The 25,573-nt window shown below is 60.5% G+C and carries 26 protein-coding genes; 17 read left to right on the forward strand and 9 right to left on the reverse strand.

Translation table 11 applies throughout. The features are described from left to right. Position 1: 1 nt before the first annotated feature. Positions 2–1,363, reverse strand: coding sequence for a Na+/H+ antiporter family protein (locus ACUN8C_RS12290; protein WP_445619479.1), 1,362 nt, complete (start codon positions 1,361–1,363; stop codon positions 2–4). Between the two features lie 282 nt (positions 1,364–1,645). Here ACUN8C_RS12290 and ACUN8C_RS12295 point away from each other — a divergent pair, with 282 nt between their 5' ends. The 3 genes from ACUN8C_RS12295 to ACUN8C_RS12305 all read left to right on the forward strand — a co-directional run bounded on the left by ACUN8C_RS12295 (position 1,646) and on the right by ACUN8C_RS12305 (position 4,478). After that, positions 1,646–3,208, forward strand: a complete 1,563-nt coding sequence (locus ACUN8C_RS12295; RefSeq protein ID WP_108842731.1) for a bifunctional GNAT family N-acetyltransferase/carbon-nitrogen hydrolase family protein — start codon at positions 1,646–1,648, stop codon at positions 3,206–3,208. A 105-nt stretch (positions 3,209–3,313) separates the two neighbouring features. After that, positions 3,314–3,523: a hypothetical protein gene (locus ACUN8C_RS12300; RefSeq protein WP_108842732.1), complete on the forward strand. Its 210-nt coding sequence runs from the start codon at positions 3,314–3,316 to the stop codon at positions 3,521–3,523. Between the two features lie 157 nt (positions 3,524–3,680). Then, positions 3,681–4,478 (forward strand): M90 family metallopeptidase, encoded by a 798-nt coding sequence (locus ACUN8C_RS12305; protein ID WP_445619480.1) that lies wholly within the window; start codon positions 3,681–3,683, stop codon positions 4,476–4,478. 49 nt (positions 4,479–4,527) lie between these two features. Here ACUN8C_RS12305 and ACUN8C_RS12310 read toward each other — a convergent pair whose 3' ends face one another. Next, positions 4,528–5,424: a LysR substrate-binding domain-containing protein gene (locus tag ACUN8C_RS12310; protein ID WP_445619481.1), complete on the reverse strand. Its 897-nt coding sequence runs from the start codon at positions 5,422–5,424 to the stop codon at positions 4,528–4,530. 103 nt (positions 5,425–5,527) lie between these two features. On the opposite strand from ACUN8C_RS12310, the gene ACUN8C_RS12315 reads away from it, so the two are divergent. From ACUN8C_RS12315 to ACUN8C_RS12325, 3 genes are all read left to right on the forward strand, one after another. Continuing rightward, complete coding sequence (locus ACUN8C_RS12315) at positions 5,528–5,965, forward strand: DoxX family protein (RefSeq protein ID WP_445619482.1); 438 nt, start codon at positions 5,528–5,530, stop codon at positions 5,963–5,965. A gap of 25 nt (positions 5,966–5,990) precedes the next feature. Then, the gene (locus ACUN8C_RS12320) at positions 5,991–6,824 is read left to right on the forward strand and encodes a dioxygenase family protein (RefSeq protein ID WP_445619483.1); all 834 of its coding nucleotides are present in this window, start codon (positions 5,991–5,993) and stop codon (positions 6,822–6,824) included. Positions 6,825–7,059: 235 nt separating this feature from the next. Then, the gene (locus ACUN8C_RS12325; RefSeq protein WP_445619484.1) at positions 7,060–7,737 is read left to right on the forward strand and encodes a TVP38/TMEM64 family protein; all 678 of its coding nucleotides are present in this window, start codon (positions 7,060–7,062) and stop codon (positions 7,735–7,737) included. 19 nt (positions 7,738–7,756) lie between these two features. On the opposite strand, the gene ACUN8C_RS12330 is transcribed toward ACUN8C_RS12325, so the two are convergent. Next, positions 7,757–9,226, reverse strand: a complete 1,470-nt coding sequence (locus ACUN8C_RS12330; protein WP_445619485.1) for a glycosyltransferase — start codon at positions 9,224–9,226, stop codon at positions 7,757–7,759. A gap of 309 nt (positions 9,227–9,535) precedes the next feature. Here ACUN8C_RS12330 and ACUN8C_RS12335 point away from each other — a divergent pair, with 309 nt between their 5' ends. After that, complete coding sequence (locus tag ACUN8C_RS12335) at positions 9,536–9,976, forward strand: hemerythrin domain-containing protein (RefSeq protein ID WP_445619486.1); 441 nt, start codon at positions 9,536–9,538, stop codon at positions 9,974–9,976. A 56-nt stretch (positions 9,977–10,032) separates the two neighbouring features. Here ACUN8C_RS12335 and ACUN8C_RS12340 read toward each other — a convergent pair whose 3' ends face one another. Next, entirely contained in the window at positions 10,033–10,938 is a 906-nt protein-coding gene (locus tag ACUN8C_RS12340) for a LysR family transcriptional regulator (RefSeq protein ID WP_445619487.1), read from the reverse strand. Between the two features lie 92 nt (positions 10,939–11,030). Between ACUN8C_RS12340 and ACUN8C_RS12345 the strand changes: the two genes are divergently transcribed. Beyond that, a complete protein-coding gene (locus ACUN8C_RS12345) occupies positions 11,031–11,939 on the forward strand; it encodes an alpha/beta fold hydrolase (RefSeq protein WP_445619488.1) in 909 nt (302 codons plus the stop codon). 45 nt (positions 11,940–11,984) lie between these two features. Then, the gene (locus tag ACUN8C_RS12350) at positions 11,985–13,064 is read left to right on the forward strand and encodes a tartrate dehydrogenase (protein WP_445619489.1); all 1,080 of its coding nucleotides are present in this window, start codon (positions 11,985–11,987) and stop codon (positions 13,062–13,064) included. A gap of 89 nt (positions 13,065–13,153) precedes the next feature. Here ACUN8C_RS12350 and ACUN8C_RS12355 read toward each other — a convergent pair whose 3' ends face one another. Continuing rightward, positions 13,154–14,797 (reverse strand): methyl-accepting chemotaxis protein, encoded by a 1,644-nt coding sequence (locus tag ACUN8C_RS12355; RefSeq protein ID WP_445619490.1) that lies wholly within the window; start codon positions 14,795–14,797, stop codon positions 13,154–13,156. A gap of 136 nt (positions 14,798–14,933) precedes the next feature. On the opposite strand from ACUN8C_RS12355, the gene ACUN8C_RS12360 reads away from it, so the two are divergent. From ACUN8C_RS12360 to ACUN8C_RS12370, 3 genes are all read left to right on the forward strand, one after another. Then, positions 14,934–15,467, forward strand: coding sequence for a lipocalin family protein (locus ACUN8C_RS12360; protein ID WP_445619491.1), 534 nt, complete (start codon positions 14,934–14,936; stop codon positions 15,465–15,467). Positions 15,468–15,545: 78 nt separating this feature from the next. Continuing rightward, positions 15,546–15,893 carry a DMT family transporter gene (locus tag ACUN8C_RS12365; protein WP_445619492.1) on the forward strand — a complete coding sequence of 116 codons (348 nt, stop codon included), beginning with the start codon at positions 15,546–15,548 and terminating at the stop codon, positions 15,891–15,893. Next, a complete protein-coding gene (locus ACUN8C_RS12370) occupies positions 15,875–16,198 on the forward strand; it encodes a DMT family transporter (protein ID WP_445619493.1) in 324 nt (107 codons plus the stop codon). The genes ACUN8C_RS12365 and ACUN8C_RS12370 overlap by 19 nt, the downstream gene beginning before the upstream one ends. A gap of 2 nt (positions 16,199–16,200) precedes the next feature. Here the strand turns inward: ACUN8C_RS12370 and ACUN8C_RS12375 are convergent, their stop codons facing one another. Together ACUN8C_RS12375 and ACUN8C_RS12380 are read right to left on the reverse strand one after the other, a co-directional pair. Beyond that, complete coding sequence (locus ACUN8C_RS12375) at positions 16,201–17,451, reverse strand: ABC1 kinase family protein (RefSeq protein WP_445619494.1); 1,251 nt, start codon at positions 17,449–17,451, stop codon at positions 16,201–16,203. A gap of 60 nt (positions 17,452–17,511) precedes the next feature. Further along, complete coding sequence (locus tag ACUN8C_RS12380; RefSeq protein WP_445619495.1) at positions 17,512–18,417, reverse strand: cation diffusion facilitator family transporter; 906 nt, start codon at positions 18,415–18,417, stop codon at positions 17,512–17,514. 117 nt (positions 18,418–18,534) lie between these two features. On the opposite strand from ACUN8C_RS12380, the gene ACUN8C_RS12385 reads away from it, so the two are divergent. The 5 genes from ACUN8C_RS12385 to ACUN8C_RS12405 all read left to right on the forward strand — a co-directional run bounded on the left by ACUN8C_RS12385 (position 18,535) and on the right by ACUN8C_RS12405 (position 22,814). Beyond that, complete coding sequence (locus ACUN8C_RS12385) at positions 18,535–19,548, forward strand: succinylglutamate desuccinylase (protein WP_445619496.1); 1,014 nt, start codon at positions 18,535–18,537, stop codon at positions 19,546–19,548. Between the two features lie 126 nt (positions 19,549–19,674). Next, the gene (locus ACUN8C_RS12390; RefSeq protein ID WP_445619497.1) at positions 19,675–20,448 is read left to right on the forward strand and encodes an ABC transporter ATP-binding protein; all 774 of its coding nucleotides are present in this window, start codon (positions 19,675–19,677) and stop codon (positions 20,446–20,448) included. Between the two features lie 16 nt (positions 20,449–20,464). Then, the gene (locus ACUN8C_RS12395) at positions 20,465–21,169 is read left to right on the forward strand and encodes an ABC transporter permease (RefSeq protein WP_445619498.1); all 705 of its coding nucleotides are present in this window, start codon (positions 20,465–20,467) and stop codon (positions 21,167–21,169) included. Beyond that, positions 21,169–21,894: an ABC transporter permease gene (locus ACUN8C_RS12400; RefSeq protein ID WP_108842750.1), complete on the forward strand. Its 726-nt coding sequence runs from the start codon at positions 21,169–21,171 to the stop codon at positions 21,892–21,894. Before ACUN8C_RS12395 ends, ACUN8C_RS12400 begins: the two co-directional genes overlap by 1 nt. 128 nt (positions 21,895–22,022) lie before the next feature. Next, positions 22,023–22,814, forward strand: coding sequence for a transporter substrate-binding domain-containing protein (locus ACUN8C_RS12405; protein WP_445621860.1), 792 nt, complete (start codon positions 22,023–22,025; stop codon positions 22,812–22,814). Positions 22,815–22,898: 84 nt separating this feature from the next. Here the strand turns inward: ACUN8C_RS12405 and ACUN8C_RS12410 are convergent, their stop codons facing one another. Next, on the reverse strand, positions 22,899–24,365 hold the full coding sequence (locus ACUN8C_RS12410; protein WP_445619499.1) for a carbon starvation CstA family protein: 1,467 nt from the start codon (positions 24,363–24,365) through the stop codon (positions 22,899–22,901). A 198-nt stretch (positions 24,366–24,563) separates the two neighbouring features. After that, positions 24,564–25,523, reverse strand: coding sequence for an alpha/beta hydrolase (locus ACUN8C_RS12415; RefSeq protein WP_445619500.1), 960 nt, complete (start codon positions 25,521–25,523; stop codon positions 24,564–24,566). Positions 25,524–25,573 lie beyond the last annotated feature (50 nt).

The raw sequence follows: 25,573 nt of genomic DNA on the forward strand, positions 1-25,573 counted from the left end.
CTCAGAGAATCATGGCGGCAATCCAGCCAAAGGCCATCAGCGGTAGGTTGTAATGGATAAAGGTCGGCACGACCGAGTCGCGGATATGGTCGTGCTGACCGTCGGCAGCAAGGCCCGAGGTTGGCCCCAGCGTGGAGTCGGAAGCAGGCGAACCTGCATCCCCCAGCGCCGCCGCCGTACCCACCAGCGCGACGGTGGCCATGGGCGAGAAGCCAAAGCTCAGCGCCAGCGGTACATAAAGTGATGCGATGATCGGGATGGTCGAAAACGACGACCCGATTCCCATGGTGATGAAAAGTCCAACCAGCAGCATGATCAGCGCGGCCAGCGCCTGACTGCTGCCAAAGGTATGGGCACTTTGCACCAGCGCCTCGATCTCGCCGGTGGCCTGCATCACGCTGGCAAAGCCTGCCGCCGTGATCATGATAAATCCGATGGTCGCCATCAGACGCATGCCTTCGGTAAAGACGCCGTCCTGCTCGCGCCAGCGAAATACGCCACTGACCGAGAGCACCACAAAACCTGCCAGCGCCCCCAGCACCATTGAATCCAGCCAGAGCTGTACGGCAAGGGTTGCCCCGATCGATACTACCAGCGCGCCCCACTGCCACGGCCTGAGCCGGGCACGGGTCTCCTGTTTGCCTGTCCCCGACTCGGGCGCGACAGCATCTGCCTGCTGGGCTACGGCGCGATCTTCATAAAGGCGTGGCCGGCGATAGCTGATAAAGACTGCCACCAAAAGCCCCACCAGCATGCCCGAAATGGGCAGCGCCATGGCCATCGGCACCTGCGCTGCCGTGATCTCAAGGCCTGCGGCTTCCCCGGCCGAGTTGATGTTGGCCAGCAGGATATCGTTGAGAAAAATGGCGCCAAACCCGACCGGCAGCAGCATGTAGGGTGCAGTAATGCCAAAGGTGATTACGCAGGCCACGAGACGCCGGTCGAGCTTCAGACGGTTAAAGACCGGCAGCAGCGGAATGACCACGATGGGAATAAAGGCGATATGCACCGGCACCAGATTCTGCGAGCAGATGGCGGCGCCCAGCAGGGACACGATCAGTATCGCCTTGAGGGTCCCGGGATGAGTGCGCTCGCCGTCGAGTGCCCGGATAAAGCGCTGTGCCACACCCTCGGTAATGCCCGAGCGGGCCAGCGCCACGGCAAAGGCGCCCAGAGAGGCATAGGAAAGCGCGATACCGGCGCCATCACCAATGCCGTCATTGAAGGCGTCAAGCACCTCATGAATGGAGAGACCGCTATAAAGACCGCCGGACACTGCCGCCACGATCAGGGCCGCCACAACCGGCACACGCGAAAGGCTCAGACCGACCATGACAAGAATGGAAATGACAATGGCATTCATTGGCGCAGCAACCACAGACAGAGAGTGAAGCCCGACCACGGGACCGGGGATGGCATTGCTCCCTTCAAAAGGGCGCGCGCACTCTATCACAAACACCTGTCAGGAGGATCACAAACACCTGTCAGGAGGATCACAAACACCTGCCGGGAGAATCACAAACGCCGGCCATGGGGCGACTCCGGCATACTCCTCATGGCCGACAGCATCGCTGCCAGGTACTTCTGCCACCCCATGCTAGACTGAAGTCTACCGTGACCGACGTTTTCTGGAGCAAGGATCGCCATGTCGATCGAAGATCTACACCTCAATCTGCGCAATCTTGAAGTCGAGGATTACGCCAAACTCAAGGTGCTGATGGATGTTGTTTATAACGACATTGGCGGGGCCTGGGAAAAGCACACCATCGATCGCTTGATCGCCGAATTCCCGGATGGCCAGATCGTCATCGAGGATGAAGACCGCATTGTCGGCGTCGCGCTGACCGTGCTGGTGGACTATGAAACCTTCTCCAACCCGCACAAGTACGATGACCTGATCGGCAACCGCGAGATCATCCTCAACAACGTTCGGGGCGATGCACTCTACGGCCTCGATGTGCTGATCGACCCGGCCTACCGGGGCTACCGTCTGGGCAGGCGTCTTTATGAAGCGCGCAAGGACCTGTGCCGCTCCATGAACCTGCGCGCCATTCTGGCCGGCGGGCGCATCCCCAACTATTTCGAGCACGCCGCAGAGCTTTCACCGACGCAGTATATCGACCAGGTGTCGCGCAAGGAGATCTACGACCCGATCCTCTCCTTTCAGCTCGCCAACGATTTTCTGGTCAAGCGCCTTTTAAAGAAGTATCTGCCCGAAGACGAGCGCTCGCAGGGCTACGCCACCCTGCTTGAGTGGAACAACATCCTCTATGAGCCGGTGGCGCGCGTGCTGGAAACGCGCAAGACCCAGGTACGGGTTGGCGCGGTTCAGTGGCAGATGCGCGAGTTCGCCTCGGTCGAGCAAGTGCTTCAACAGGTCGAGTTCTATGTTGACGCCATTGCCGACTATCAGAGCGATTTCGCGGTTTTCCCGGAGCTTTTCAACACCCCCCTGATGGGCCTGACCGATCAGTCCGATCAGATCAAGGCCATCCACTTTCTGGCCGGCTTTACCGAGCGCTTCAAGACCGAAATCTCGCGCATGGCGGTGTCCTACAACATCAACATCATTGCCGGTTCGATGATGGAGGAAGACAGCGAAGGCAAGCTCTACAACGTCTCCTATCTCTGTCACCGCGACGGCAACATCGAGCGTCAGGCCAAGCTGCACATTACCCCGCAGGAGCGACGCGACTGGGTGGTCGAAGGCGGCGACGAGCTGCGCGTTTTCGAGACCGACGCCGGACGGGTCGGCATCCTGATCTGCTATGACGTCGAATTTCCCGAACTGCCGCGGCTTCTGGCCGAGCAGGAGATGGACATTCTGTTCGTACCGTTCTGGACCGACACCAAAAACAGCTATCTGCGTGTGCGCCACTGCAGCCAGGCCCGGGCGATCGAAAACGAATGCTACGTGGTCGCCTGCGGCAGCGTTGGCAACGTGCCCTCGATCGAAAATCTCGATATTCAGTACGCGCAGTCCTCGGTCTTTTCACCCTCGGACTTTGCCTTCCCGCATGACGCGGTCATGTCGGAGACCACGCCCAACACCGAGATGGTCATGTTTTCGGATCTCGACCTGACGCGCCTGCGCGTGGTCAGAAGCGAAGGTTCGGTGACCAACCTCAAGGATCGCCGCAAGGATCTTTTCGATCTGCGCTGGCGTGACTGGTCGTGGAAGTCGGGCTCCAATCCGGATTCATATTGATACGAACGGTTGTACACCAACCATTGTCTTTACATGTCATTGTTCTAGACTTTGTAAAGGAACGGCAGGCATACCTGCCGTTCCCCCTATCAGCAGGAGGCGATGATGAAAAAAGTTTTGATGACCGGTGCTACCCTGGCCCTGACCACCCTCTGGCTCGGCGGCTGTGCCGGCGGACCGGATTGGCAAAAGCCGGATGGCACCTCTCAGCAGCTGCATTCCGATCAGGCCGATTGCCAGGTCATGGAAAACAAGGCGGACAATGATCAGACCTATGATGACTGCATGAAGGGCCGAGGCTGGACCCCCAACTGATGCCGGTCTGATGGATACGCCATCGCGTCTCGGGCCTCCCCTGTGGGAGGCCTTTTTCATGGTGCATCCTGGTCGCAATACGCTTTCGGGGTTGTCATGCCTCGTGGGCGCGCCTCTTCTATCCTTGAAGGACCAATGACCTGTCTGCGAGGGCATCATGGGCTGGTGGCAAGAGCAGAAATGGCAGCGCTGGCAGGCGCATCATCCACTGCCCGACGCGGCGTGGCGTAACGTCCCATCGAGTTTGCCGCTACTGGCCGGTCTGTCCGAGCCCCTGCTGGCACGGCTGGGCGAGCGCAGCTGGCGAGTGCTGTTCGAGCTGCGTCTATCACTGCCGGCAGGCGTGGAATGGTCGCTTGAGGCGCATCTGCAAATGGCGTCACAGATCGCGCTGATGGGGCTTGGCTGGTCGGATCGGCAGGCCCTTGCCGCCCTGGGAGATACCCGCGACATTATCGTGGTGCCCGGTGCTTTTCGCCGTCATGTTCAGGAGATGGATGACTTCGGGGTCATGCATGAATTTGACGATGAGCGGGCTGGAGAAACCTCCTGGGGCGGGCCGGTCGTGCTGTCACTGGAGGATATTGAACGCTCGGGAGCGCGGGACGGCTTCAACGTCATCATTCACGAATTTGCCCACAAGCTCGACATGACCGGCAACATGGCCATTGATGGCCAGCCCGCCCTGCCAGCCCACATCAGTGCCAAAGAGTGGTACGACACCTTCATGAGGGCCTGGCATGCGCTGCAGGCCACCCTTGAGCGCGGCGAAGTGCCGGCGATCGATGACTATGCCGCCACCCATCCAAGCGAGTTTTTTGCCGTATGCTGCGAGTACTTTTTCAGCGCCCCCGAGCTGCTTGACGGCGTCTGGCCCGACCTTTATGCCCTGCTGGTGCGCTATTTCAACCAGAATCCGCTTCAACGCCATCAACACCTGGAACCTGCCCTCTAAGTTAGCAGGCCCGAGCGGTCGCCACGTTCATTTCATGACCGCCCGTCGTTCAGGACAGCGGATAGCGCTCAAACCATTCACGCAGATGATCCAGCAGGCTGCGAAGCCTGGGCGTCATCTGATCGCGATGGGCGTACACGCAGTAAAGCCCCAGCACATCATGATCATACTCCGGCAAAACGCGCACCAGCTGTCCGCTGTCGAGTGCCTCCCTGAGCAGAAAATCAGGCTGTAGCGTGATGCCCATGCCGGCAATGGCCATGTCGCGCAGCACTTCACCGCTGTTGGCGGTGACCCCGGCCTGGGTCGTGCCGCTGTGGTGATTGGCGCCGCGCGTAAAATGCCAGCGCTGGCCGTGACGGGCATAGCGATAATGAAGCCCCTGATGCGATGACAGCTCCCAGGGATGCTGTGGTGTGCCCGCTCGTGCCAGATAGTCGGGTGAGGCACACAGCGTGATGCCGATATTGCCGATGCGCCGCGCAATCAGAGTGGAGTCTTCCAGCTTGCCGATACGAAGTGCCATGTCAAAACCTTCATCGACCAGATCCACCTGCCGGTCGCTGAGCACCAGCTCCAGCGCTACGGAAGGATACGCCTGCCGGTAATGGGCCAGAATGGGCCCCAGATAAAGTGTGCCAAAGGCATGAGGCGCGCTGATGCGAAGCCGACCATCCAGCAGGGCCTGATCATCGTGCAGCACGCCTTCAAGGGTGGCCAGTTCGCGCACAATGGCTTCCCCCCGCGTCAGGACTTCCCGACCGGCATCGGTCAGGCTCAAGCGCCGCGTGGTGCGGTTGATCAGCCGCGCGCCGAAGCGCTGCTCCAGAAAGGCAATATGCTTGCTGACCGAGGAGCGTGACATCGACAGATGCTCGGCGGCACCGATAAAGGCCCCCTGCTCTGCTACCTCCATAAAGACCTTGAGTGCTGCAACAGTGTCCATGATTGTTTCCAGATCGAAAACCAATACTCCCTGATTAGCAGGTTTATTCCAAACAAGGAAGTGATCAAACTGCGGGCATTCAAACCTTCAAGGAAAGACGCTCATGCAAACCACCTCTACTGCTGCCGTTCCTGTCAGCACCAGCATCGCAGGTCAAGATATTGCCGCCCTGCTGCTGCGCCTGGCGCTGGGCACCATGTTCATTGCCCATGGTCTGACCAAACTACTGGTCTGGACGCTGGCAGGGACCGGTCAGTTTTTTGCCTCGATCGGACTGCCCGCCTGGGTGGCGTGGCCCATCACCGGTCTTGAGCTGGCAGGCGGAATACTGTTGATTCTGGGCGTTCGGGTACGCTGGGTGGCGCTGATTCTGGCTTTCGAGCTGGCCGGCGCCAGCATGCCGCATATCGCCAACGGCTGGATGTTCACATCCACCGGCGGCGGCTGGGAATACCCGGTGTTTCTGGCGGCCACAGCACTGGCTCTGAGCTTTCTTGACGGCGGCAAACTGACCGTTTCCCGTTTCGTCGGACAGCGCTGACCCTTCAATCACTGGAGTTCATGACATGGCACAGGTTTTGTTCATCTCTCATGGCTCGCCCATGGAAGCGCTGGATCAGGGCGAAAGCGCCAGCGCCTGGCGCGCACTGGCCAGCCAGATCAAGCGTCCCTCGCGCATTCTGGTGGCCTCGGCACACTGGTCAGGCTTTCCCATTCGCCTGACGGGCAGCCAGAACCCGAAAACGATTCACGATTTTCACGGCTTTCCCGCGCCCCTGTATGACCTTCAATACCCGGCGCCCGGCGAGCCCAGGCTGGCACGCGAGGTGGCCTGCCGATTGAGCGCTGCCGGTCTACAGTCATGGATCGACCCGGAGCGAGGGCTGGATCACGGCATGTGGGTCCCGCTTCGTCATCTTTATCCCGAGGCGGACATTCCGGTGGTTGGCATTTCCATCAGCGCCCGCCACGACGCCGACTGGCACTACTATCTGGGTCGTCAGCTGGCGAAGACGCTCGATGACGATACGCTTTTGATCTGTTCGGGCAGCATCACCCATAACCTGGGCGACATGCGCGATGATCGTGATGACGTCTCCGCTTATGTCGACGCCTTCCAGACCTGGATTGGTCAACAGATGGCCCTGCGCAACGATGCAGCGCTGCTGGACTATCGCCGTCAGGCGCCGGCCGCGGTACGCGCCCATCCCACCGATGAACACCTGCTGCCGCTGTTTGTCGCCATGGGCGCAGGCGATACCCGCGCACCGCAGCGTTTCAATGCCGTCGTGTCGCTTCAGGCCCTGGCAATGGATGCCTATCTGTTTGAGCGCACTGCCATTGATGATGCTCCCGAGATGTCGCGCCCGCTGCGCTCGCTGGTCAGCGTTGGCCGCTAGTGTGGGTAACAGGCCGGGGCATTATTCATCAACCCATTCTTGCGTCTGATCGCAAACGCTCATGGTCGCGGTACGCTGACAGGGAATGCCCTGACAACGACCGCGACTGTGCCGATTGGATCATCCGACGACACCCCCATGACAGGAAGCCGACATTAAGATGACAGCATCGGTTGATGCCCCTGCGCGGCCTGACTAGACTCGTGCCCCTTATCTGGCTGCGGACGGCGTTGTCATGAACAGGCGTGTGTGGCTTGTCATTATTGTAATTGTGCTCATGGTGGCGATGGGCGGTTTCTGGCAGTGGCTTGCCATGGGCGACACCCTCACGGCCGAAAAACTCGAGCAGTGGCTGGGCGAGACCATGCGCCTGCGCGAGTCCTGGTGGGCGCCGCCGGCGCTGATGCTGACCTACATGATCGGCAGTCTGATCATGTTTCCGCTGACGATTCTGGTCGGGGCCACCGGGTTGATCTTCGGTCCATGGTGGGGGCTTTTTTACGCGCTCGCGGGCACCATGGTGGCGTCGACGGCCACATGGCTTTTAGGGCGCCTTCTGGGGCGGGAGCTGCTGACCCGCTACGGCGGCGATCGGATTCATCGCCTGGCGGATAGCGTCTCGCGCCATGGCATTCGCACCATGATTGTTTTCAACCTGCTGCCACTGGCGCCTTTTACCTTCACCAACATGATTGCCGGGGCGTGTCGCATGCCCTATGGGGTCTACATGATCGGGTCGGTCATTGGCATTGTGCCCGGGCTGGCGGCGGTCACGGTGGCAGGCAGTCGACTGGGCGAGCTGATTCGCTCGCGCAGCCTCGACGATCTCATCTGGCTGATCGCGGCAGTGGTAGGCGTCATCGTTCTGGGGCTGGTCTTTCGATGGGTCTCACGACACCGACAGCAGATCTGACGCTGTCGGTGTCGCGATATCAGGGCTTTTTGCCGCGGGAGGACGAGACGTTACTTTCAAGGTCGTCCCGAAGCTGCATCAGGGTCACCTCTCCCGGGGTCATCGAGGTGCTGCCACCGGGTTGAGGAGAGTGCCCCTGCGCCATCGGCGTCAGACTGCCCTCCACCAGCGGCACCCTCTGCACGGTGGGCGGTACCGGACGCATGCGCGGCGCCACCCGTTTCGAGCCACCGAACACGCGGCGAAGCACGGTACCGCGGTGACACAGCAGGTTCCATTCCGCCTCCAGTCGCCCCCGCGCCTGGTCCCAGGTCGTCTTGTCACTGCCCGATGACGACTTTTGTGTCTGATGGGCCGCGAGCAGCTCCTGATAGACTGCCAGACACTGATCGGCGCACCGGCAGGTATCAAACCTGGTGGCCGTCTCCAGTGCGCCCTGGCGCAGGCTTTGACAGCGCGCCGGATCCGACAGACTCCCCACCGCCCGGGCAAATGCCTGCTCATCCTGCTCCGCCAGCAGCAGGCCATTGCGTTCGTGGGCGAGCACCTCGCGCACGCCGGTGGCATCAAGCGCCACCACCGGTAGCCCAGCGGCCATCGCCTCGACCACGACCATGCCCTGAGTCTCGCTGAAGGAGGCAAAGGCAAAGCTGTCCATGGCGTGATAGGCATCAATGAGCGACTGCTCCTTGAGCACGCCGGTCAGATGCACCCGCTCTCCCACCCCCATTTGATGGGCCCGGGTCAGGATGGCATCACGCTCGTCACCGTCACCGACCACCATGAAGTGCATGTTCGGGTGATCAATCAGCGCCTGACAGACGCTGCGCGTCAGAAACGGCAGGTTTTTCTCCTGCGCCAGCCGCCCGACATGCCCCACCACATGCGCGTGTTCATCAATGCCAAAATGGGTACGCCAGCGCTGGCGCGTCCCTTTGCCGAACCGCTCGATATCGACCCCGCTGGGCACCACTTCCAGCGGGGTCTGGACGCCACGCTCGCGCAAAATCGTGCGAATGCTTTCACTGGGCGCAATCACGGTATCGCAGAGCTCGGAATAGCCATTGGACAACGCCAGCGCAAAGCGCTGCATCACCGGAGAATTGCCCGGGACATAGTGGGTGTAATGCTCATAGAGCGTGTGGTGGGTAAACACCAGCGGCAGCCCGCGTCCCTGAGCGACGCGTACCGCGGTATCCCCCAGCAGGAAGGGATGGTTGGAGTGCACGATATCGGGCGCAAAGTCCCGAATGGCGTCATCGAGTGAGCCCGGAATCGTGACCGGCAGGGAAAAATCACTGCCGTTGAAACGCTGCATGGCAGGCACACGGATAACATCGGTCTCCGACTCGGGCTGGCCGTTGAGCGTGGGCGCCACGACCAGCACCCGATGACCGGATGCCCTGAAACATTCGACGAATCGCTGCACGGATTCGCTGACACCCCCCACGATGGGGCTATAGGTGTTGGTGAACATCAAAATGTTCAAGCCATTCCTCCTGGTGCTGGCCTGCAAAAAATAGAGCTGACGGCTGCACCTGACAAACCTGACTGCGCATACGTGCCGAGGGCCTCGACACCATGCGCGCATTATAGCCGACGGAGTCTAACAGAGCTGTATGGTGCCGGGCATTCCGGCGTAACGAGAACTACACTGCAGGCGGCATCACAACAGGTTGATCCCTGACACTATAAATTCCTGACACCATAAAACAGGATGCCCGGCCACCTGACGGCCGCGACCATGACCCTGGTCCCAACCCTGACAAGCTGACCGAAAGATGAAGGAGCACGCCCCATGAGTACCATTTTTGAAGAGATCCGCAAGGACCATGACACTCAGCGCACCCTGCTGGACCTGCTGGTCAAGACCCATGGTGACAGCGACGGACGCGAGGAACTTTTCAAGCGCGTCAAGGCCGCCCTGCAGACTCATGAAACCGCCGAGGAGCGCTTTTTCTATCGCCCGCTGATGGCCTATGACACCGGTGTTGAAAAATCCCGTCACGGCATCGCCGAGCATCACGAGATGGATGAAGTCATCGAACAGATGGAAAGCACCGACTTCAGCTCGCCGGCCTGGCTTGGCTATGCCAAAAAGCTCCAGGACATGGCGCTGCATCACTTTGAAGATGAAGAGAAGCAGTTTTTCATCTCGGCCGGCCAAAAGTTTGAAGATGATGAGAAAACGCGGCTGGGTCAGGAATACCGCAGTGAAATGGAACGCCTGAACAGCTGATCCCCCGGGTGCCCGAGCCCTTACGGCAGGCGCCCGCATTGCTGCCCGGTCTGATGTCAGGGCAGCGGCGGTAACCGTTCGGCAAGCCCCGCTGTCATGGCATCAATGAACCGGGCAATGCGTTCCGGAACAAAGCGCTGCTGGCGATGCACCACCATGAAATCCATGCGCGGCGTTTCAAACTCAGGCAGCAGCCTTTCAAGCGTGCCCTGTGCCAGCGGCTTTTGTACCTGCCACCAGGAACGATAGATGACGCCGTGGCCGGCCATGGCCCAGCGCGTCACACTCTCCCCATCGTTGCTGCTCATCGTGCCACCAACGCGCACGCGGTGTTCCTGCCCGTCTTTCATGAAGCGCCAGTCATCAAAACCGGCCTCGCGCTCACGCACGACCAGACAGTTGTGATCGGCCAGCGCCTCCGGGGTGGCCGGCCGGCCGGCGCGCTCAAGATAGTCAGGCGAGGCACAGGCAATACGGCGACTGGCCAGCAGACGCCTGGCACGCAGGCGTGAATCCGGCGCCGGACCCACGATGATGCCGATATCCAGATCATGGGCCAGCAGGTCACGCGGATAGTCGCTGAGATCCAAAAGCACCTCCACTTCCGGATGATGGCGGGTGAACTGCTCGATCAGGGGCGCCACATGGGCGCGACCGAATCCAAAGGTGGCATTGACCCGCAGCAGCCCGGAAAGCGCATGACGCTGAGCGCCCAGCGACGCCTCCAGCTCATCAAGCTCCTGCAAAAGCGAGGCACCACGCTTTAAATAGTGCTCGCCCTCCCCGGTCAGGGCCAGACGTCGCGTGGTTCGGCGCATCAATTGAACGCCCAGGCGCTTTTCCAGCTGTGCCAGCCGCTTGCTAACGGCCGACAGCGACAGCCCCAGCGCCTGAGCGGCCTGCGTCATCGACGCGTGCCGGGCCAGCACCTGAAAAAAATGCAGATCACTGATGGCCTTCATGAGCGCTCCCTATTGATTATCTACCTGGATTCAATAATCAATTGCGTGAGCAATCGATTATAAACGCCGCATGATGCTTTAGAGTACCGGTCATGATGAACACCACGCAGGATCCTTCCATGCTGGAAATGTTCGAAACCTTCGATCTGGACGTGAACGGCGTCACCCTGCACGGCTGTGCCGGCGGTAACGGGCCGCCGTTGTTATTACTGCACGGCCACCCACAGACGCACGTGATCTGGCACCGGGTAGCACCAAAGCTGAAGGATCACTTCCATGTCGTCATGGTGGACCTGCGCGGCTATGGCCACTCCTCAAAGCCATCGGGCGATCCCGAACATGTGACCTACAGCAAGCGCGTCATGGCCCTTGATCTGGTCGCGCTGATGTCCGCGCTCGGATTCGAGCGCTTTGCCGTGCTGGCGCATGATCGCGGCGCCCGGGTCGCCCATCGGCTGTGTCTGGACCATCCCGAGCGCATCGAGCGCGCCATGTTTCTGGACATTGCCCCGACGCTCGATATGTATGAGCGCACTGACCGCGCCTTTGCCAGCGCCTACTTCCACTGGTTCCTGCTGATTCAGCCCGCGCCACTGCCGGAGCGGTTGATCGAGGCCAGTCCCGATGCCTGGATCGAGGAAGTCATGGGCGGTCGTCACGCGGGGCTTGCACCCTTCTCTACCGAAGCCCTTGATGCCTACCGGGCCGCAATGAGGCTGCCGGGCACCGCACATGCCATGTGTGAAGACTACCGCGCTGCCAACACCATTGATCTTGACCATGACCGCATCGATCGAGATGCCGGGCATCGCATCCGCTGCCCGCTCAGGGTGCTCTGGGGCAAGCATGGCGTGATCGAGAAACTGTTCGACCCCATGACGCTGTGGCGTGCCTGTGCCCTGGAGGTCAGCGGCCGTGCCCTGCCCTGCGGCCACTATCTGCCCGAGGAGTGTCCCGACGATGTCATCCGGGAAACCCTTGCGTTTTTCAACGCTGACTGAGCCCGCTCGGTCAGTCTTTCCTGTCGCCCATCAGAGGAGCTCAACATGAGCCATAACATTGCGGTCATCCCCGGCGATGGCATCGGTAATGAAGTCATGCCCGAGGGCGTTCGCGCGCTGGAAGCGGCCGCGCATCGTTTCAATCTGGACCTGAGCTTTTCGGAGTTCGAGTTTGCCAGCTGCGACTACTATGAGCGCCACGGCAAGATGATGCCCGATGACTGGCGCGACCAACTCGGCGGCATGGATGCGATCTTCTTTGGCGCTGTCGGCATGCCCGAGCGCGTGCCGGATCACATTTCGCTGTGGGGGTCGCTTCTGCAGTTTCGCCGCGCCTTCGATCAGTACGTCAATCTGCGCCCGTGCAAACTGATGCCCGGCATCAAGAGCCCGCTGGCAGGTCGCGCGCCCGGCGACATCGATTTCTACGTCGTGCGGGAAAACACCGAGGGCGAGTATTCAAGCGTCGGCGGCAGGATGTTTGAAGGCACCGACCGCGAAGTGGTGATTCAGGATACGGTCATGACCCGAACCGGCATCGATCGCGTGTTGAAGTTTGCCTTTGACCTGGCCATGACCCGCCCGCGCAAAAAGCTGACGTCTGCTACCAAGTCCAACGGCATTTCCATCACCATGCCCTACTGGGATGAGCGCGTGGTAGAAATGGCCAAAGGCTATCCGGACATCAGCGTCGACAAGTTCCATATCGACATCCTGACCGCCAACTTTGTGCTGCACCCGGACTGGTTCGATGTGGTCGTGGCCAGCAACCTGTTCGGCGACATTCTCTCCGATCTTGGGCCGGCCTGTACCGGTACCATCGGCGTGGCGCCCTCGGCCAACATTAATCCTGAAGGCCACTTCCCGAGCCTTTTCGAGCCGGTCCACGGCAGCGCGCCGGATATCTTTGGAAAAGGCATTGCCAACCCGATTGGCCAGATCTGGTCAGCGGCGATGATGCTTGAACACCTCGGTCACATTGATGCCGGCAAGGCCATGGTGGATGCCATCGAACGCGTGCTGGCCGCAGGCCCCGAAAACGCGCCGCTGACGCCGGATCTGGGCGGCAAGGGCACCACCAGCGAGCTGGGCGAAGCTGTCGCCGAGGCCATCAGGGCCGGCTGATCAGCGATTGTCTCGATACAAAAAGGGACCGCAAAAAAAGGGCCGCATCATTTGATGCGGCCCTTTTGTGTCAGAAACAACCCTGCAGATCAGATATTGAAACGGACAACCGACTGATAAAGACGCCCTGACTGCTCTTCCAGCGAGGAGGCGGCAGCCGCTGCTTCTTCCACCAGTGCGGCGTTTTGCTGCGTCACCTGGTCCATCTGGCTGACGGCCTGGTTGACCTGTTCGATGCCGCTGGTCTGCTCCTTGGAGGCCGCTGCAATCTCGGACATCAGATCATTGACCCGACGCGAGCTCTGCGTAATGGTCGCCATGGTGGTATCGGCTTCATCAACGAGTGTGGTACCGCTGGCCACCTGCGACACCGAACGCTCGATCAGCGCCTTGATATCGCTGGCCGCCGTCGCGGAGCGGCTGGCAAGCTGGCGAACCTCACCGGCCACTACCGCAAAGCCGCGCCCCTGCTCACCGGCACGCGCCGCTTCAACAGCGGCGTTGAGCGCCAGCAGATTGGTCTGGAAGGCGATGCTGTCGATCATGCTGATGATTTCACTGATCTTGCTGGAGCTTTCGCGAATCTCGCCCATGGTCGACACCACACGCTTGATGACTTCACGTCCGCCGTCCATCTCGCTGGACGCCGTCTGGGACAGGCGCGTGGCCTGAGCCGCGTTATCGGCGTTCTGACGCACGGTGGCAGTCAGCTGTTCCATGCTGGCGGCCGTTTCTTCCAGTGACGCTGCCTGCTGTTCGGTACGCGCAGACAGGTCGTTGTTGCCGGCGGCAATTTCACGGGCGCCCACATCGATCGACTCACTCGCCTGACGAATGCTGGCGATGGTCTCGGCCAGCTCGGCGCGCATGTGTTCAATGTGGTAAAGCAGACTGGTCCGGTCACCGTTTTTCAGCTCAAGGCGCGTGCCCAGTCGACCGTCGGCAATTTCACGCACGCAGTCGATGGCATAGGCAGGCTCGCCCCCCAGTCCACGATAGATATTACGGGTCAGCAGCAAAAAAGCCACCGTCAGGGCCGCACCGACTGCAAACAGCAGCCCGACATACTGGAAAAGCTTGGCCATGAATGCATGCTGGATATCATCGGTATAGACCCCGGCCGCCAGGTTGATCTGCCAGGGCGCAAAGCGCTCGACATAACCCAGCTTGGGCAGCAGTGCATCACCACTGGCATCGCGGGAATCGTAGTTGACGAATCCGCTGCCGCCGGCCAGCGCCACTTTTAAAAGCTCGCTGTAAACGGCCACGCCACTGGGGTCGGTGTAGGTCGACATGTCTTCACCGGCAGCACGACGCGGGTGGTAAAGCACATGCGCCCTGTCATCAAAGGCAAAGATATAGTTCTGACGGTCATCGCCAAAGCGCAGACCGGCCAGCGCATCCAGCGCACGCCGACGCGCTTCGTCCTGGGTGAATTCGCCGGCACCGGCGCGCTCCTGATAGCGCGCAAATAGCGTATGTGCCACGCCCACGGTCGCCTCAAGGCTGCGCTGGCGCTCTTCAAACATCATCTCGCGCGCATTCCACGCCATGCTGGTCACCAGCACCAGCATACCGACCCACATCAGGGCCAGAATGGCGAACATCTTCTTTCTCAGCGTCCAGTTGCCAAGGCTGAAGCCTGTACGACGACGCTGTGTTGTCTTCGCATTATGGGAAGAGACCGCGTGCTCTCCCGATGTCATTTCCGTCCAGCCTGCCTGCGACGCCATGCTTCTCTCCCTTCGGACCCCACGTCCATCACCGGCACCATAATGGCGCGACTCAATGCACAACATCGGCCGACAGTGACTAGACTTGAGGTCATTCAGGACAACAGCGTATCCATTTGACCGAAGGGAGCATGACATGCCTGACATGGCGGATCTAAAAGGGCTACTGGGCAGCCTTGCCAGTGCCATGGGTGGTGAAACGGGAATGCCCACAGGATGCCAGGCCGTGGAAGGTTTCGAGCTGAGTCGCTATCTGGGCCTGTGGTATGAAATCGCGCGGCTGGATCACAGCTTCGAAAAGGGGCTGGAACAGGTCACGGCGCATTACGCGATGCGAGACGACGGCGGCGTGGCGGTCACCAACCGTGGCTTTAATCCTGATGACAACGAGTGGGATGAAGCCGAGGGCAAGGCCTTTTTTGAAGAAGATTCCGGCACCGGGCGTTTTCGGGTGTCCTTTTTTGGCCCCTTCTACGCCGGCTATAACATCCTGTGGCTGGATGAGGATTACAGGCACGCCATCGTGGCCGGCCCCAATCACGGCTTTTTGTGGCTGCTGGCCCGATCACCGAGCATGACGCCAGAGATGTACGAGCACATGATCAATCTTGCGCGTCAAAACGGCTTTGATACCCGGGCACTCATGTCGGTGTCTCATGACCATGCGTAAGCGCTCTCTGAACATCGCTACCTTCCCTCTCGTCTCACAGGGCCTTTCTCTGACGGGCACCGGCCGGAGGATGCTCTGATGGTGTCAAAATGGTGGCTGATGCTGCCGGCCACGCTGTGTGAAATCGGCTGGGCGATGGGCGCCAAGTATGCTCAGGGGCCTCTGGAGTGGCTGGGCACACTGGTACTGGTCACCCTCAGTCTGGGGCTGGCAACGTGGATGGCACGCACCCTGCCCACCACGACGGTCTACACCGTCTTTGTCGGTCTCGGCGCCATGGGCACCGTTTTAGTGGACATCATCTTTCTGGGTGCGCCCTTCAACGCCCTGACGCTGGTACTGATCATGACCCTGCTGACCGGGGTGGTCGGCCTCAAACTCTACTCCTCCGATCAAAAGGAGGCGTCATGTACTGGCTCGCACTGATCGTTTCAGGCCTCATGGAAGTGGTCGGCGTGACCGGCATCGAGAAGTTCAACCGCGGCTCACGCCGACAGGGCCTGGCCATGCTGGTAATCGGGTTTGGTCTGTCGCTGGCGTTCATCTCGTTTGCCATGCGAGAGATCAGCCTGGGCATCGCCTACGCCGTCTTTACGGCCATCGGCACGGTGGCCAGTGCGCTGTTGGGCATGCTGTTCTGGGGCGAGTCGAGAAGCCCGATCCGCCTGGGCTTCATTGCTCTGATCATTGCCTCGGTGATCGGGCTCAAGCTGGTCTCCGGCAGTCAGTAACGCTACCCTTCCTCTCGCGCCCAGGCCAGCAGTGGCCGGGTGCGAGCGTGCATGTCCAGTCGCGCCTTGAGACGCACCATGTTCCAGTAGTGCCCGTTGAGCGTGCGTGACAGCAGCATGGTATCGGCCGGCGGCTGCAATCGGTCCATGGCCGACCAGACCTTCGGGCTGATTTCGCGCAGCCGATAGTGGATGCGCGCATCGCTGAAGTCCTGCTCCCCGGGCTCGAACAGCGGTCGCATGGCGGCCGCCGATTCGCGATACAGCGCCAGCGGTGCCCCTTCGCCCTGGCGTCCGCCCATTGAGCGCAGCGCTTCATCCATGCCCATTGGATCATCCTCGATGGCCGCCCCCAGAAGCTGCATCATCGAGCGCAGCCGCGCCTCGGGCACGCTGATCACTGCCCCCAGGTCATAGACAATCAACCGCCCCTCCTCGTCGGTGGCAAAGTTGCCGGCGTGGGGGTCGGCGTGCAGCTCTCGATGCGTGAACAGCTCCTCGGTCAGCCAGTCGCCCAGATTGGCGGCCAGGGTCTGGCGAACCCTATCCTCCATCCCTTCCGCCTCCCGCATGGGAATACCGGGCAGGTAACGCATGGCGAGCACCCGCTCACCGGAATAGTCCGCCAGCGGCTCGGGAAAGCGCAGACCATCGTTGTCGGCGTAACGCGCTCGATAGCGCACCAGTGCCTCGAATTCGGCTCGGTAGTCGAGCTCCTTGCGCAGGCTGTCGGCAAATTCATCGAACATGGCATCCAGCCGGGCCTGAGGCACCTTCATCCAGCGCATCAGCCGCATCATGCGCCGCACCTGCACCAGATCCTGCTCAAGCACACGCTCAAGGCCCGGATACTGCACCTTGAGCACCAGCGTCTCGCCATCATGGGTGGTGGCGCGATGCACCTGACCCATGGAGGCGCTGGCAAAGGGGGTCGTTTCGATATCGGCAAAGGCCGCTTCGAGATCGCCAAACTGATCCACCAGGGTACGACGAATGTCTTCCCAGGGCATGGGGCGCGCCTGACGCTGGAGCCGGGCCAGCTGCTCTGCCAGCGCCGGCGGCAGCAGATCGTCCCACTGCGCCATGATCTGGGCCAGCTTCATGGCCGGGCCCTTGAGCTCGGAAAGCTCGTTGAAAAGCTGCTCGCCGAGCACTTCCCAGCCTGCGTCACGCCCCATGCGCGAGCGCAACAGGGCCCCGCCGGTACGCGCGCCCATGCCCAGCATCCGTCGGGTTCTGCCTCGCTCTCTCATTGACGTCACTCCTTTCAGGCGTTCATGGCGACCTTCAACACTGCACTGTGTCGATGATGATCACATCCAGCGCTCATCGGCCGTAAAGCAGACCGTAAACCAGCGCTGCTGCGGAGCAATGTCCAGCGCCGCGCCGATCTGTGTGCGTACGTCATCCAGCGTGGCCACACCCTCGCGCGCGGCAAACTCCGGCGTGGTCAGGATGTGAATCTCGATAAAATGTCCGCGGCCGGTTCGGGCCACATGACTGTAGTAGTGCCTGAGCCCGTCGCGCTGCATGACGCTTTCCATCACGGCATGCACCTGTTGATCCAGCTCGCGGGGCGCAATCAGCAGCACCTCTTTCATGGCACGAATCACGATACCAATGGGCACGGGCAGAAAACACAGCGTCAGAACCGCCAGCAGCACCACATCCACATAGGGCGTATAGATGATCCAGGCCGTGCGCTCCAGCACCAGCGACAGGGCAAAGGCTGCGATCAACGCCAGCGTGATCAGGCCCGCCATCAGCCAGCTCTGGGCATCAATGCGAATGAAGACCGAATCAATGCGGTCGTTGACGCGCTTTTCCATGCGGTACATGACAAGACAGATCACGGCCACCACCAGGGCATACCCCAGCGCCGGACCAAAGGCCAGCGTGTGGCCGCCCTTGATGATGCCCTGCACGGCATTGAGAAAGGCATACAGGCATAAAAGCGTCAGAATCGCGCCGTTGAGCGCCGCCACCAGCGGCTCCAGATGCCAGAAACCATGTTGAAACCGGTCACTGCTATCGCGCATGGCCAGACGCGCCACAAAAAGCGACAGCGCCGACATGACCGAATCGATGGCCGAGAACATGCCATCAAACAAAATGGATTCCGAACCCGAGATCAGGCCAAAAACGATCCCGAGCACTGACACGCACAGCGTCGCGGCAATCGAGCGCTTCAGCGTTTGCTGCTCCAGACGGGCATCCATGGCCATTCTCCGAAACGTTCTTCTTCAAAAACACCTCTGCCCTGCGCTACCCGGCGTTAATACGGCCATCCTGGCTTACACTACAGGCTGCCGATTGCATAACAACGAGGGGCGGACATGTCACTGAGCGATTATTTTGCGGAGTTCATCGCCACTGATGAGCTGACAGTGTGGTCGGATTGTGGCGCATTGCCAGGCGTATCGGTGGTCGAGTATGCCCCGGGGGTCATGGCGCTATTACCACAGCGATGTCATGAAACGCCGGGCGCCACCATTATCTCGGCAGGCATTCATGGTGATGAGACGGCACCGATAGAGCTGTTTGGCGAGCTTCTGGCAGCGATTGATGCCGGACAGCTGCGCGTCGGGGCACCTGCCCTGCTGATTCTGGGCAACCGCCGCGCCATTGCCAAAGGGCAGCGCTATCTCGACACCAACCTCAATCGGCTTTTTCGCCGCGAGACCCTGCTTCAGGATGACCACCGATTCGAGTGCCTGCGCGCCCTTGAGCTGATGCGTGCCGTGGACCGCTTCGTGGACGAGGTTGCCGGTCCGGTGCTGCATCTGGACATGCATACCGCCATCCGCGACAGCCGCTATCCGCGCTTTGCCGTCGAACCCTTCAGCGACACGCCAACACCTGACACCGTCTGGCAGCAACTGGCCGATGCCGGTATTCAGGCCGGGCTGTCACAGCATCAGCACAGCTGGACGTTTTCGCACTACAGTCGCCACTATCATGGCGCTCAGGGCTTTACGCTGGAACTTGGACGCGTGGCGCCCTTTGGAAGCAATGATCTTGAGCCCCTCGCTCCCATGCTGGATCTGCTGCGCGCACGCATCGCCGGCACCCATGACAAGCCTTCCGGCAAGACGCCGCTTGTGCGCTTTACCGTGGTCGATGAAATCATGCGCGAAAGCGATGAATTCCACCTGTGCTTTGCCGATGACATTGCCAACTTTACCGAATTCCCCCCGGGCAGCCGTGTCGTCCATGACCGTGCCTACGGCGACTGGATCGTCAGGGACGCCCCGGTGCATGTCGTGTTTCCCAATGCCGGCGTCGAGCGCGGGGCAAGAGCACTATTGCTGGCCCGGCCCGTGGCAGCGGCGTATCCTGGTACAGGATGATCCCATCAGACGGGCGCGCCTCAAGCGGTCCTGTTAACATGCGCCGCCAAACACCTCGGGTCGCCACATTAAAAACGGCCTGTTGCATGATTTCACACCACAAATGACAACATTCAGGAGAGTGCCTTGGCCGACGCCTCCATTCCGCTGATCGTCAGCGACATCCATAAACGCTTTGGCAGCAACGAAGTGCTCAAGGGCATTTCGCTGGAAGCCAGAAAGGGTGATGTCATCACCCTGATCGGCGCCTCCGGTTCCGGCAAGAGCACCTTTTTGCGCTGCATGAACCTGCTTGAGCGCCCTGACAGCGGCGAGATCATCGTTCACGGTGAACCCATCGGTTTTCGTCAGACCCGTCACGGGCGTGAACCTGCCGACCGGAGCCAGCTCCAGCGCATTCGTACGCGGCTGTCGATGGTCTTTCAAAGCTTCAATCTCTGGGCGCACATGACGCTGATTGCCAACGTCATCGAAGCCCCCGTGTACGTGCGCGGCATTCCAAAGGCCCGCGCGATGGAACAGGGCATGGCGCTTCTGGAGCGGGTCGGGCTGGCCGACCGGGCGCACTATTACCCGGCCCAGCTTTCCGGCGGCCAGCAGCAGCGTGGCGCCATCGCCCGGGCACTGGCGATGGAGCCCGAGGTCATGCTCTTTGACGAGCCGACCTCGGCGCTCGACCCGGAGCTGGTGGGCGATGTGCTCAAGGTCATGCGCGAGCTGGCCGACGAGGGGCGTACCATGATCGTGGTCACCCACGAGATGGACTTTGCCCGCGACGTTTCCAATCAGGTGGTCTATCTGCATCAGGGCATGGTCGAGGAGCAGGGTCACCCCTCCGAGGTGCTGGACAACCCGAGCTCGCCTCGCCTGCAACAGTTTCTCGCACCGCGCGGGCGCTAACCTCAAGGAGACTGCCATGATCGATTTTCAGGGCTATGGACCCCGTCTTCTGGAGGGCGCCCTGCTGACCCTTGAGCTGGCGGTACTCTCGCTGCTGGTGGCGGTCGTGCTGGGGCTTGTGACCGCCAGCGCCCGTCTGTCACGCCTGGCCGTACTGCGCCTGCCAGCCATCATCTACACCGTGATCATTCGCGGCGTGCCGGATCTGGTGCTGATGCTGCTGCTTTTTTATGGCGCCCAGATCGGCATCAACCAGATCACCGACATGATCTATGACCGCTGGGGCTGGGACATTTTCATCAATATCGACCCGTTTGTGGCCGGTGTGATCACCATCGGGCTGATCTTTGGGGCCTACATGGCCGAAACCTTTCGCGGCGCCTTTCTGGCCGTGGACCAGGGCCAGATCGAGGCCGCCGAGTCCTTCGGCATGAGCTCATGGCTACTGTTTCGCCACATCCGCTTTCCGCTGATGATGCGCCACGCCCTGCCGGGCCTGGGCAACAACTGGATGGTGCTGTTAAAGACCACGGCCCTGGTGTCGATCATCGGCCTGTCCGACATGGTGCGTGTCGCCGCCGAGGCCACACGAGCAACCCACCAGACCTTTTTGTTCATGATTCCGGTCGCGCTGGGGTATCTGGCCATCACATCACTGTCGGAAATCGGTATGCAGTGGTTGAAAAAACGCTACAACGCCGGCTTTGAGGAGGCGTCATAATGCAGGAGCTTCTTCAGTCTCTCGCCCCATGGCTCAGTGATAACGCCATCTTCACACCGGCCACGCTTGCCCAGTACTGGGGCGGCTTCGTCAACACCGTTCAGCTGGTCTTTATCTCACTGGTGATTGGCCTGTTTCTGGCCGTACCGCTGTCCATCGGTCGCGCCAGCCCGATCTGGATCGTGCGCAAGAGCATCTGGCTCTATACGTGGATCTTTCGTGGCACCCCGCTTCTGATCCAGCTCTACATCGCCTATTACGGTCTGGCCTTCATTCCCGGCGTGCAGGACAGTGCGATATGGCCACTGATCAAGGATCCGCTCTATCCGGCGCTGCTGGCATTTCTGCTCAATACGGCGGCCTATACCACCGAGATCTTCTACGGGGCGATCAAGGCAACACCCAGGGGCGAGCTTGAAGCGGCGCGCGCCTACGGCATGTCACCAATGCTGGCCTATCGGCGCATCATCCTGCCCAGCGCCCTGCGTCGCGCGCTGCCGGCCTACGGCAACGAAGTCATTTTCATGCTGCACGCCAGTGCCATTGCCAGTGTCGTGACCATTGCCGATCTGACCGGCGTGGCCTACAACATCTATTCGCGCTATTACGCGCCCTTCTCGGCGTTCATTTTTGTGGCGCTGTGCTACATGGTGCTGAGCTTTTCCATTCAGGGCATTTTCAGACTGCTGGAAAAGCGCATGCTGGCCCATCTACAGCCCCGCTGAAGTCCGCCAGACATCATCATGATCTTCCTTACATGCGGTTACAGCACTTGCATCCGCCCGGTAGATCATGGTGATAATCCAGCGTCGACCCGGTGCGCCGGGCGGTCCTTTTAAAAAGAGAGACAATGATGAAAAGACTACTGACGGTTTCACTACTGGGGGCAGCCATTGCTGCAGGCTCGGCGCAGGCGCGTGATGACGACACGGTGCGTATCGGGGTGGATATTCCTTATGTGCCCATGGAATACCGCACGCCTTCCGGCGAGCTGGCAGGCTTTGATATTGAACTGGGCAACGCCCTGTGCAAGCAGGCCGAGCTCAAGTGTAACTGGGTCGAACAGGGCTGGGACGGCATCATCCCGGGTCTGATGTCCCGCAAGTTCGACGCCATCATGTCCTCGATGACCATCAACGAAGAACGCCGTCAGCAGGTGCTTTTCTCTGATCCGTACCTGGTGCCGCCCTCGGCCTGGTTTGCGCCCACTTCAACGAAGATGGCAGGCGTTGCCTCCAGCGACCTCAAGGGCAAGAACATCGGCGTGCAGCGTGGCACCGTGCAGGACAATTACGTGACCGACAAGTTTGGCGATGTGGCCAACATTCAGCGCTATGCCAGCGCCGATGATGTGGCCGTCGACATGGAAACCGGGCGGCTGGACATCGCGTTTCTGGACTACCCCACCGGTCAGGCTGCGCTGCTCAAGGGCGGCAAGTACAAGACCATGGGCGAGATGATGACCGAACCGAAGGAGTACTTCGGCGATGGCTTTGGTATTGCCTTTCGCCAGCGTGACAAGGCCCTGGCCGAAAAATTCGACAAGGCACTGGCCACATTGAAGTCCAACGGTACCTACGATGAGATCCACGACAAGTACTTCAATGAAGACGGCACCAACGCTCCGCAGCCCGATCAGAACTGACAGCGACCCGGCAGTCTTTATGCCGTAAACGAAAAAGGCCCCGTCATTGACGGGGCCTTTTCATGAAGGGTCATACCGAAGCGGTCAGGCCGGTACGCCAGTGAGCTCTGCCCCCGGCGAGACCGGCTCTGCCGGCTCGTCCACGGCAAAGATACCGCCGGAGAGTCTGCGTACCCGCTTCATGAACAGCGCCAGTGCCACGGCGGTGCCCAGCGCGGCCACAATATAGGCCACGGTCAGGGGCAGTCCGAAACCGATCGGTGCCCAGGCGATGTAGGTAAAGGTCGCCATGGTCATGAAAAGCGCCGGCAACAGCGTCATCCAGTAAGCCTTTTTGGCCAGAATCAGATACATGGTGGCGACCCACAGCGCGATGACCGCCGTAGTCTGGTTGGCCCAGGAGAAATAGCGCCACAGCAGCGTAAAGTCCATATGGGTCAGCCCATAGGAGATCACGAACAGCGGTGCAGCCACCATAATGCGTTTGGCCATCGGGCGCTGAGCGATGTGGAGATAGTCGGCAATGATCATGCGCGCGCTGCGAAAGGCGGTATCCCCCGAAGTGATCGGCAATACGATAACGCCCAGTACGGCCAGCGTACCGCCTACCGCGCCCAGCAGATTCACCGACACGCTCTGCACCACGGCGGCCGGGCCACCCTGTGCCAGTACCTGAGAAAGGCTGTTGTCGCCATGGAACAGGCTCATGGCTGCTGCCGCCCAGATCATGGCGATGACGCCTTCGGTGATCATCATGCCGTAGAAAATCTTGCGACCGTTGTTCTCATTACCGGTAGTGCGCGAAATGATCGGCGTCTGGGTGGCGTGAAAGCCCGACAGCGCGCCACAGGAGATGGTCAGAAACAGCAGCGGGAAGATCGGTGCATTATCCGGATGCATATTGGAGAAATTCAGTTCCGGAATCGGGGCACCGCGCACGATCATCATGATGCCGATCCCGGCGGCACTGAACAGCAAAAGCGCGCCGAACCACGGATAGATACGTCCGATGACCTTGTCGATGGGCAAGAGCGTGGCGAGCAGATAGTAGGCAAAAATGGCCAGCGTAATGACCGTCAGCGAGACCGGCAGCATGTTGGCCAAAAGCGTCGCCGGTGCGGTCACAAAGACGGTACCCACCAGCAACAGCAACAGCAGCGCAAAGAAATTCACCACATGTTTCATCACCCGGCCCAGAAACTTGCCGGCCAGCTGCGGCAGGTGGGCACCGTGGTTGCGAATCGAGATCATGCCGGTGAGATAATCATGCACGGCGCCGGCGAAGATGCAGCCCACCACGATCCAGATAAAGGCCACCGGGCCGTAAAGCGCGCCAAGAATCGGCCCGAAAATCGGCCCGACACCGGCAATGTTTAAAAGCTGGATCAGCGCGTTGCGCTTGGTGCCCATGGGCAGATAATCGATATCATCGCGCAGGGTATGTGCCGGCGTGGGACGGCGGTGATTGGATTCGAAAACGCGTTCCACAAACTTGCCGTAGGTAAAATACCCCACGACAAGCAGCAGGATCCCGGCCAGAAAGGTCACCATATCAACATTCTCCTTGACCCTTGCGCACGCCATCTCCTGGATCGACTCGATCCGGCCAGCGCGGCCAAGGTTGCCTGTGAGGTTTTTGTAACCTGCAGAGCTTATTCACACGCTGGAGAGGTCAACAGATGGACCTTGGTTGTATAGACCAAGGTCGCAGTCCTGACAGCGTCGGGGCATTGCGCCCGAGAGCGGGCGTCAGCCGGCAGGAGGTACCAGCATGCGGCGCAGCCAGACCCCGCATTCATCAATGGCCTGGTCGGCCTGAATGTGCTGACCAAGCCTTCGAATAAAGGCATGAATCATGCCGTAGTAGTGGCTGTGACGCGTCAGCACGCCCTGCTCGGCCAGCAGCTCGGCATAGCGCACGCCTTCGTCACACACTGGATCAAACTCCGCCGTCATGACCAGTGCCGGCGGCAGCCCCGACAGGTTTTGGTGTTCGAGCAGCGTATTGAACGGATGGGCGCGGGCCTTCTCATCGGGCAGATACTGCTGGATATACCAGTCGCGCGCCTCACGAGTAAAGCCATAGCCGCTGGCATGGCGTGTCAGCGAATCCAGCCCGTCGCGCTGAAAATCCAGCATGGGATAAAGCAGGCACTGTCCGCGCAGCTCCGGGCCGCCCTCATCACGCACTCGCAGCGCCGTCAGCGCTGCCAGAAGGCCACCGGCACTGTCCCCGGCCAGTGCCAGACGGGTGTCGTCGCCGCCAAAACTGCCGGCATGACGTCCGATATAGCGCACGGCGGCCAGCGCATCATCGGGCGCGGCCGGAAACGGATGCTCCGGTGCCAGACGATAATCCACAAAGGCCACGATGGTTTTCGAGGCGCTACACAGCGCGCGACAGATCACGTCATAGGTCGCCAGCGACCCGGTGACGAACCCACCGCCATGAAAGAATACCGTGACGGGTCTTGGCCCGCTCGAGCCGTGTACGAAGGGGTAATAAAGTCGCAGTGTCATGGCACCGCCCGGGCCGGGAATCGAGATATCCCTGATTTCTGCAACCGGATACGCCAGTGGCGGGCGCTGAAGTTTCAGATTGGCCTGATCGGCAACAGCACGGCGCTGGGCAACACTCATGGCGCTGACATCCGGCGCCCTTTCGGCGGCTTCCTGCAGCCAGCGTCCAAACTGCGAATCCAGTGGCATATTCCCCTCCTCTGACGTGGCTCCAAGCCCTCAGCCTAACCTGAATGGAG

This window comes from Kushneria sp. Sum13, assembly GCF_052692355.1.